General features: G+C 72.8%; 6 protein-coding genes. All 6 read right to left on the bottom strand.

Annotated elements, in window-relative coordinates; genetic code table 11:
* Positions 1–1,641, bottom strand: a 1,641-nt coding sequence (locus ACFVT1_RS40285; RefSeq protein ID WP_389805595.1) for a serine/threonine protein kinase, incomplete at its 3' end; no start/stop codon positions are given.
* A gap of 61 nt (positions 1,642–1,702) precedes the next feature.
* Positions 1,703–3,028, bottom strand: a complete 1,326-nt coding sequence (locus ACFVT1_RS40280) for a hypothetical protein (RefSeq protein ID WP_389805592.1) — start codon at positions 3,026–3,028, stop codon at positions 1,703–1,705.
* A gap of 103 nt (positions 3,029–3,131) precedes the next feature.
* Complete coding sequence (locus ACFVT1_RS40275) at positions 3,132–4,109, bottom strand: glutamate ABC transporter substrate-binding protein (protein WP_389805598.1); 978 nt, start codon at positions 4,107–4,109, stop codon at positions 3,132–3,134.
* A gap of 143 nt (positions 4,110–4,252) precedes the next feature.
* Complete coding sequence (locus ACFVT1_RS40270; protein WP_389805589.1) at positions 4,253–5,644, bottom strand: hypothetical protein; 1,392 nt, start codon at positions 5,642–5,644, stop codon at positions 4,253–4,255.
* A 308-nt stretch (positions 5,645–5,952) separates the two neighbouring features.
* Positions 5,953–6,927 carry an N-acetylglucosamine kinase gene (locus tag ACFVT1_RS40265; protein ID WP_389805587.1) on the bottom strand — a complete coding sequence of 325 codons (975 nt, stop codon included), beginning with the start codon at positions 6,925–6,927 and terminating at the stop codon, positions 5,953–5,955.
* On the bottom strand, positions 6,918–8,183 hold the full coding sequence (locus ACFVT1_RS40260) for a 6-phospho-beta-glucosidase (RefSeq protein ID WP_389805585.1): 1,266 nt from the start codon (positions 8,181–8,183) through the stop codon (positions 6,918–6,920). The genes ACFVT1_RS40265 and ACFVT1_RS40260 overlap by 10 nt, the downstream gene beginning before the upstream one ends.
* Between the last annotated feature and the right edge of the window lie 2 nt (positions 8,184–8,185).

Genomic DNA, 8,185 nt, shown 5'->3' with positions numbered 1-8,185 from the left:
GCCCGGCCCCGGTCCGGCGGGCGGCACCGCGGGCGGGACCGGGGCCGCAGCCCCCGCCCCGGTGCGCCGCCGGCCGAAGCGCCCGGACGCCGCCGGAGCGCCGGCCCGTGCCCCCAGCCGCGACACCTCGCCCACCGGCTCGGCGAACAACCGCGTGTCCGTGACCCGCACTTCCGTACCGAACAGCGTCGACAGCGCCGGCCGCGGCCGGCGCGTCTGCAGCGACACCACCTCGCGCAGCACCCCCGTCAGCTGCTCCGCCATCTCCGCCGCCGAGGCGAACCGCCGCGCCGGATCCGGGTCGGTGGCCCGCACCAGCAGCCGGTAGAACGACTCGTACGTGCGGAAGACCTCGATGTTCTCCGGGTCCGGCAGCGAGTCGACGAAGACGTTGGTGTAGCCCTGGAAGTCGAAGGTGAGCACCGCGAGCGTCCGCGCGACCGTGTACAGATCGGAGGCGACCGACGGGCCCACCTCCGCGACCTCCGGCGCCTGGTAGCCCACCGTGCCGTAGATGGCCGACTCGTCGTCGTCCATCCTGCGGACCGCGCCCATGTCGATCAGCTTCAGCTGGTCCTCGGTCTGGATCGCGTTGTCGACCTTGAAGTCGCAGTAGAGCAGGTTGCGGCTGTGCAGATGGCCGAGCGCCTCCAGCGCCTCGATGCCGTACGCGCACGCCTGCTCGACCGGCAGCGGATCGCGCTTCCCGGCCGGGGTGCGGCGCTCGTTCGCGATCTCCTTGAGCGCCTTGCCGCCGACGTACTCCATCACTATGTAGCCGTCGAGCGAGCCGGTGCGCTGGTCGAGATGCTCGACGAAGTTGTAGATCCGGACGATGTTGGAGTGCTCGATCTCGGCGAGGAAGCGGCGCTCCGAGATGGCGGCCGCCATGGCGTCCTGGTCACCGGTGTCGAGCAGTCCCTTGAGGACCACCCAGCGGTCCGACACGGCCCGGTCGACCGCGAGGTAGACCCAGCCGAGCCCGCCGTGCGCCAGACAGCCCGCGACCTCGTACTGGCCGTGCACGATGTCGCCCTCGCCGAGCTTGGGCGCGAAGGAGTACGGGTGGCCGCACTTGGTGCAGAACCCCTCCGTGCGGCCCGCCCGTTCGCCGCGGGCCCGGCCCACCGGGGCCCCGCAGTCGGAACGCGAACAGAAACGCTTCCGCTCCGGCACCTCCGGGTTCGCCATCACCGCCGAGCGCGGATCGGGACGCGGCACGTCCGGAACCTGTACCAGGCCCACGCCCAGCCTGCCCCGGGCGGACGAGCCCGTGGACGAACCGGAGGAACGCACCGACACCGAACGGGACGTGGTGCCACCGGACAGCGCCCGCGAGAGCCGCCCCGAAACGGAACGCCGCGACGTCGACGAGCGAGACGAGGAACGCGAGGACGCCCGGGACGAGGCCAGCGCACTGCTGCCGCTGCCCCGACTGCCCCTGCTGCTCGCGCCGCCGCCCGCGAGTCCGGTCGGCGGCGAGCTCACCAGGCCGTCCCCACGTTCTCGGCCTCGCTCGGACAGGGGAGGCCCCGCCGGAGACACGACCGGAGCCAGACCGCAGGTGTCGCAGTACAGCTCACCGCCGCCCATGTCCTCGTAACTGCCCTCGCACGCGGGGCGCTGGCACTGCGCACTCATGGTCCGTCCCCCTGTTCGCCCCGCCGCCGCGGCGGCTCTTCCACCCTGCGCTCCTGCGTACTCATCGCCGGTCCTCCGGTCCCGGGGCCCGGCTCTGGGACAGCAGTTCGGCCGCCGTCTCCTGGTAGCGCAGCACCGCCTGCGTGGCGACGCGCAGATCGCACGGCGCGCTCCACAGCATCCGGCGCGCCGCGTCGTACCGCTCGATCAGCAGCGGGTCCTCGGCCAAACCGTGCCGGGCGACCTTCGCCTTGTACGCGTCGAGCCTGCCGCGCAGCTCCGCACGTACGGCCAGCGGGGCCGTGACCGCAGTCAACGACTCGCGGGCCCGCAGCAGTTCCTCCTCGGCCTCCTGCTCCAGCGTCTCCAGGAGCGGCGAGAGCCGATGCCACTGGGCGTGCCTGCGGTACTCCGAAGCGGCGGCCAGCCGCTCCTGGAGCGCGGTCGCCGGACCGCTGACCGCGGGCACCTCGGAGGCGGCGATCTTCGCCAGCACCTCGCCGCGCGCCGACCGGGCCTCGGTGAGGGTGCGGTCCGCACGGGAGAGGACGTCACGCAGCTGGACCAGCCGCTGCTCGGCGTCCTGGCGGACCGCGAGCACCGCCTCGATCTCGCGGCGCACGTCGTCGAGGGCGCGGGCCGCCCGGTCGTAGCGCGTCGTGTCCGGGCGCCCGCCGCCGGGCGCCGAACTCCCGGGCCCCGGCAGCCAGAAGGCGAGCGGATCGGAGATCACCTGCACCCGCAGCGTGGTCAGCTCGTGGGTGATCGCCTCCAGGTCGTCGCCCGCCGGGTGCTCGCCCGGCCGTACGCCGACGGAGTGCGCCAGCGAGCGGGTGCGGTGCAGCTCGGCGGCGAGCAGATCTATCCGGGCGGGCAGCGCCGACCACACGGAGTCGGAGGCGACGACCATGTCCAGCGAGCGGGCGTACAGGTCGTTCATCCGGGCGACCAGCTCCTCCAGCGTGAACCGCTCGGAGAGCTTGGCCGGGCCCGTGACCGACGGATGGGGGCGGCCGGCCGCGTGCGCCACGGTGACGCCCTGGCCGCGCAGCAGTTCGGTGAGGGCCACCAGGTCGTCCCGGTTGGGATGGCGCCGGCGTGCCCGCACCGCGCGGGCCTCGGCCAGCGCACCCGCGTAGGCGTCGAAATACCCCCACAGCAGGGTGATCGAGTGCTCGGTGGTGGCCCAGCGCTCCTTGGTGACACCGGTCAGATCGGCGCCCTCCAGGAGCCGGCGGCCCGCGTGGTCCTGCAGGGCGAGGAGCGAGGTCTCGATCGCCTCGTGCTCCGCGCCCAGCCGGGCCAGCGCACGGTCCGCCTCGTCCCGGTCCATGACCGGGCCGGGGGACCTCCCCGCGTAGCCGGGGAAGGGGCCCGCGACACCCATCGATCACCTCTCCGCTCCTCCTGCCGGGACGGGCCCGCCAGGATCAGTGCCACTGCCTCGCCGACCGGATCCGCGCCGTCATGCGCACCCGGCCGGCCCGGCACTAGTTGCTCCGGTACTTGGGTGCCGGCGGCGCCGTCATCCCCGGCAGACCGTCCTGAAGCCAATGCCGGTACGACGTCATCCAGGGGCTGTCCGCGCCGCCCCTGCGGTAGTCGACCAGGACCTGATTGACCCGGGCCACCAGATCGTCCGCTCCGCGCTTCGCCGCCACGCCGTAGTACTCGGTGGTGAACGGCTTGTCGCCCTTGAGCTCGACCGTCGGGTCCTGGGCGGCCTGGCCGGCCGCCAGCGCGTTGTCCGTGACGATCGCGTCGACCTCACCCAGCTGGAGCCGCACCAGGCAGTCCAGCTGGTTGGGGACGGTGAGCCGGTCCTCGTCCGCGTCGGTGCCGTCGTGCTCGTCCTTGAAGACCGAGCCGAACGACTGCTTCTGCAACGCCTCGTAGGCGGTGGAGCCCTCGGCGGTGCAGACCCGCTTCCCGGCCAGGGACTTGTCGAACCCGGTGATCGCCGAGTCCTTCGGCGCGAGGACCTGCTGCCCGGCCTGGAAGTACGCCGTGGAGAACGAGACCTGGTCCAGCCGGGCGCAGTTGATCGTCATCGTCCGGACGACGACGTCGACCTTGTCGTTCTCCAGTGCGGCGATCCGCTGGTTGGTGGGGATGGCCCGGAAGATCACGGCGTCGGGGTCGCCCAGGATGTTCTTGGCGATGGCCCGCACCAGATCGATGTCGAAGCCTTCGAGCCCGCCGGTCTCCGGATCGCGGTATCCCCATTGGAAGCTGTTCTGGTCGACACCGGCGATCAGCTTTCCGCGCGCTTTGATCTTCGCGATGCTCGGGCCGTCGGCGCCGGACGGCGGCAGGCTCGCCTCCGGGTCCGTGCAGTCGCCGGACCGGGCCTGCACCGCCTGTGCCGCCCCCGGCCCCGAGGCGGCGCCACCGCCGAAGGCGCCGGCGCCGCGGTGGGAGAGCGGCAGCAGGGTGAGCGAGGCCGTCACCGCGCAGGCCACGGCCATGCCCGTCACCCCGCCCCAGCCGCGCAGCCCGCCGCGCGCGGACCCGGGGCCCGTGCCGCGCTTGCCACCGGCCTCGCCCGACCCGGCGGGAAACCCGGCACGGGCCCTCACGCCCGTGAGCTTCCTCCTCATCGCTGCCCCTCTCACCGGTACTCCGAGAGCCTGCGGTTGACCCCGACGATCGCGGCGACGGCACCCAGCGCGGCCAGCGCCGCGGCCCCCGCCGGCAACCCGCCCAGCGCCCCGCGCCCGTTCTCCGCGGCCCGGGTGAACTCGCCCTGCTCATGGGCGAGCGCCTGCTCCAGCGCCTTGTCCACCCGGTTGAAGGACTCGCCCGTCGAGTCCTTCGGCCCGATGATCTGCTTCAGCGCGCCCTCGTAGTCGCCGCTGTCGTCGGTCGTGCGGGCGGTCCGGTGGCGGCCCTGCCACTCGGAGGCACCGTTGATGGCGTTCGCCACCGGCCCGCTCCCCTGGGAGTCGTCGGCGAGCTTCTTGGCCTTCCTCAGCTCTTCGCCGAGGGCCTTCATGCCCGTGGTGTAGTCGGTCTCGTACTTGTCGTTCTTGCCGTCCGGGGTGAGCACCGCGCCCCGGGCGACCAGAGTGAGGTTCTCATTGGCACGCGCCTTCAGCGAGTCGATCCGCGCGTGGTTGAGGACATCGAGGGACTGCTGCCCGTGCACATCGGCGTCCAGCAGTGCGGACCGCGCCACCGTGTGTCCCACGGCGAGCCACAGCAGCACCACGGTGGACGCGGCGGTCGCGGCGAGCAGCCCGTGGTTGAAGACCCGGTTCGTCCTGCGGTAGTTGCGCCGCTGCGCCCAGAACAGCGCGGCCAGTGCCGCGACTCCGAGCCCGAGCGAGAAGAACGGCCAGGCCCTGGCCGAGTCGTTGTCCTCGTCGAGCCTGCCGGTCTCCGCCGTGTACAGCCGCTCGGCGGCCGGCAGCAGCACGTCGGTCATCTTCTGGTTCGCGTACCGGAGATAGGCGCCGCCCAGCGGCAGACCCTGCCGGTTGTTGGCGCGGGCCCGCTCGATCAGGCCCGTGTACCGGGGGAGTTCCTCGTTGAGCGTGGTGATCTCGTGCCCGGAATCGGTCGACGCGTCCGTGTTGGCCGCGGCCTTCACCAGCAGCCGGGACGCCTCCTTGATGTCCCTGTCGTACCGGTCGTGGACATCGCGCGGCTCCTGCGCCCCGGCCAGGAAGCCGCTCGCCGCCGCGGTGTCGGCATCGGCCAGCGAGCGGTAGATGCCCGCCGCGCCGGCGCTCAGCGGCTGGCTGCGGCTCACCACGTCGTCGGCGGCGGTCGCCCGGTCGGCGATCTCGAACGCCGTCACGGCCCCGAACGCGACGACGAGCAGGGCCAGTGCGGCCCCGATGATCCGGAGCCTGCCCGGTTCGGTCGTCGCCGCCGCCCGCAGCTGTTCGGTCGCCGCGGACAGGGCACCGCGCCGCGGCGGAGCGGGCACGGTCGCGGGCACGGGCGGCTGCGCCCGTGCGTGGTCCGGCGCCGTGCGTACATTCGGCGGGTATGTCACTCGACCTCCCCCTCGGTCACTGACGGTGGCCCGGTCCCCGGCCGATCGGGGGCTGGTGCCCGGCCAGAAGTATGGCCGCAGGGACCGGCATCCACACCATGAACGTCCGGATCCCGCATCGTCCGCGGATGCGATCACCCGCATTCGATCAAGGGCCGCGCCGCCGATCAAGCCGATCGGCGGACCAATCCCCGAAGCGGACCGATCTCCCCACCCCTGAACACGTCCGGGACAACTGATCGGTTCCCGTACGCAAGGGGCGTCCCGCGACGCGAATCGCCGCGGGACGCCCTCAGAGCCCGGCCAAATCAGCTGTACTGTGCACGCAGCCTCTCGTGCACCCCGGCCGCCGCCCCCGTGTGATCGAGGCCGAGCAGCGCGGCTCCCAGCACCGGAGGCTCCGTCACCACCCGGACCACCGCCTTCGGCGCACGGACCGCGAGGAGTTCGGTGATCCTCTCGTCCAGCTGCGGATGACGGGCCGCCAGCACACCGCCGCCCAGCACCACCGGCGCCTCCTCGTCCAGCAGGCCGAGCCGGCCCAGCGCGACCGACGCCATCGCGACGACCTCCTGCGCCAGCCGGTCCACCAGCGCGCCCGCCACCGGGTCCCCGGCCGCCGCGGTCGCGAAGAGCACCGGGGCCAGCTCGTGCCGGCGCTCGAACTCGACCCGGCCCAGATGCAGTGCCTCGATCAGCGCGTACATCGAGTCGAGCCCGAAGTGCGCGGGCAGGGTGCGGACCAGCTCGGTCGGCTCACCGCGGCCGTCCTCGGCCCGCGAGGCGAACCACATCGCCTCCTCGGCCAGTCCCGAACCGCCGCCCCAGTCGCCGGAGATCCGGCCTATGGCGGGGAAGCGCGCGGTCCGCCCGTCCGGCACCATGCCGACGCAGTTGATCCCCGCACCGCAGACGACGGCCACACCCCGCGGCTCGTCGACGCCCGCGCGCAGGATCGCGAAGGTGTCGTTGTGCACCTCCACCGTGGTCCCCCAGCCGCGGGCGCGCAGCGCCCGCGCCAACTGCTCCTCCTCCACCGGGAGGTCGGCGTTGGCGAGACAGGCCGACACATGCGCGACGGAGCCGACCGGTTCACCCGACAGCTCCAGCACCTGCCCGACGGCCACGCCGAGCATGTCCACGGCCGCCTCGACGCCCACGACCGGTGGCTGGAAGCCACCGCCGCGGGACGCCGCCAGCACCGTTCCGTCCTCACCGATCAGTGCCACATCGGTCTTGCTGTTCCCCGCGTCGATCGCGAGGACCGAAGCGTTCACGCCCACGCCAGGTGCTCCCGGTTGTGCGCGATCAGCTTGTCGGTGAGCGCCTCGGCGTACTCGAACTGGCCGATCAACGGGTGCGCGAGCAGTGCCTTGAACACCCGGTCCCGGCCTCCGCGCAGCGCGGCTTCGAGCGCGAGGTCCTCGTACGCGGTGACCTGGGCGATCAGACCGGCGTACAGCGGGTCCAGCCCGGGGACGGCGAGCGGCGTCGCGCCCGTGCCGTCGACCCGGGCCTGCACCTCGATCACCGCGTCGTCCGGCAGGAACGGCAGCGTCCCCTTGTTGTACGTGTTGACCACCTGCACCGGGCTGCCGCCCGAGCCGAGCAGCGAGGACGCCAGGTCCACCGCGGCCTCCGAGTAGAAGGCACCGCCGCGCTTGGCGAGCAGCGCGGGCTTCTCGTCCAGCGCCGGGTCGCCGTACATGGCGAGGAGTTCCTTCTCCATCGCGGCGACCTCGGCCGCCCGGGACGGCTTGGTGCCGAGCTCCCGTACGACCGCGTCGTGCGCGTAGAAGTAACGCAGGTAGTACGAGGGGACGACGCCGAGCCGGTCGACGATCGCCCGGGGCATGCGCAGATCGTCCGCGACGGCGTCGCCGTGCTCGGCGAGCAGCCTCGGCAGGACGTTCTCGCCGTCCGGGCCACCGAGGCGGACGCCGAGCTCCCAGGTCAGGTGGTTGAGCCCGACATGGTCGAGGTGCACCTCACCGGGCGTGACGTCGAGGAGCCGGGCGAACTTCCGCTGGAAGCCGATCGCCACGTTGCACAGGCCGACGGCCTTGTGCCCGGCCTGGAGCAGCGCCCGGGTGACGATGCCGACCGGGTTGGTGAAGTCGATGATCCAGGCGTTCGGGTTGGTGCGGCGGACCCGCTCGGCGATGTCCAGGACGACCGGGACGGTGCGCAGCGCCTTGGCGAGGCCGCCGGCCCCGGTGGTCTCCTGGCCGACGCAGCCGCACTCCAGTGGCCAGGTCTCGTCCTGGTTGCGGGCGGCCTGGCCGCCGACGCGCAACTGGAGCAGGACCGCGTCGGCGTCGGCGACGCCCGCGTCGAGGTCCGAGGTGGTGACGATCCTTCCCGGGTGGCCCTGCTTGGCGAAGATCCGCCGGGCGAGGCCGCCGACGAGTTCGAGACGATCGGCCGCCGGGTCGACGAGCACCAGCTCCTCGATGGGCAGCGTGTCCCGCAGCCGGGCGAATCCGTCGATCAGTTCAGGTGTGTAGGTGGACCCGCCACCCACTACTGCGAGCTTCATAG

Origin of the sequence: Streptomyces sp. NPDC057963, from assembly GCF_042887155.1 — a bacterium.
In the GTDB taxonomy this organism is placed as follows: Bacteria; Actinomycetota; Actinomycetes; order Streptomycetales; family Streptomycetaceae; genus Streptomyces.
Note: the sequence above shows the minus strand (reverse complement) of the source record. Positions and strands in the feature narration are given on the sequence as shown.

Coding starts and splice junctions, on each gene's coding strand:
- ACFVT1_RS40280 (WP_389805592.1), bottom strand. CDS start 3,028: ATGGGTGTCGCGGGCCCCTTCCCCGGCTACGCGGGGAGGTCCCCCGGC.
- ACFVT1_RS40275 (WP_389805598.1), bottom strand. CDS start 4,109: ATGGCCGTGGCCTGCGCGGTGACGGCCTCGCTCACCCTGCTGCCGCTC.
- ACFVT1_RS40260 (WP_389805585.1), bottom strand. CDS start 8,183: ATGAAGCTCGCAGTAGTGGGTGGCGGGTCCACCTACACACCTGAACTG.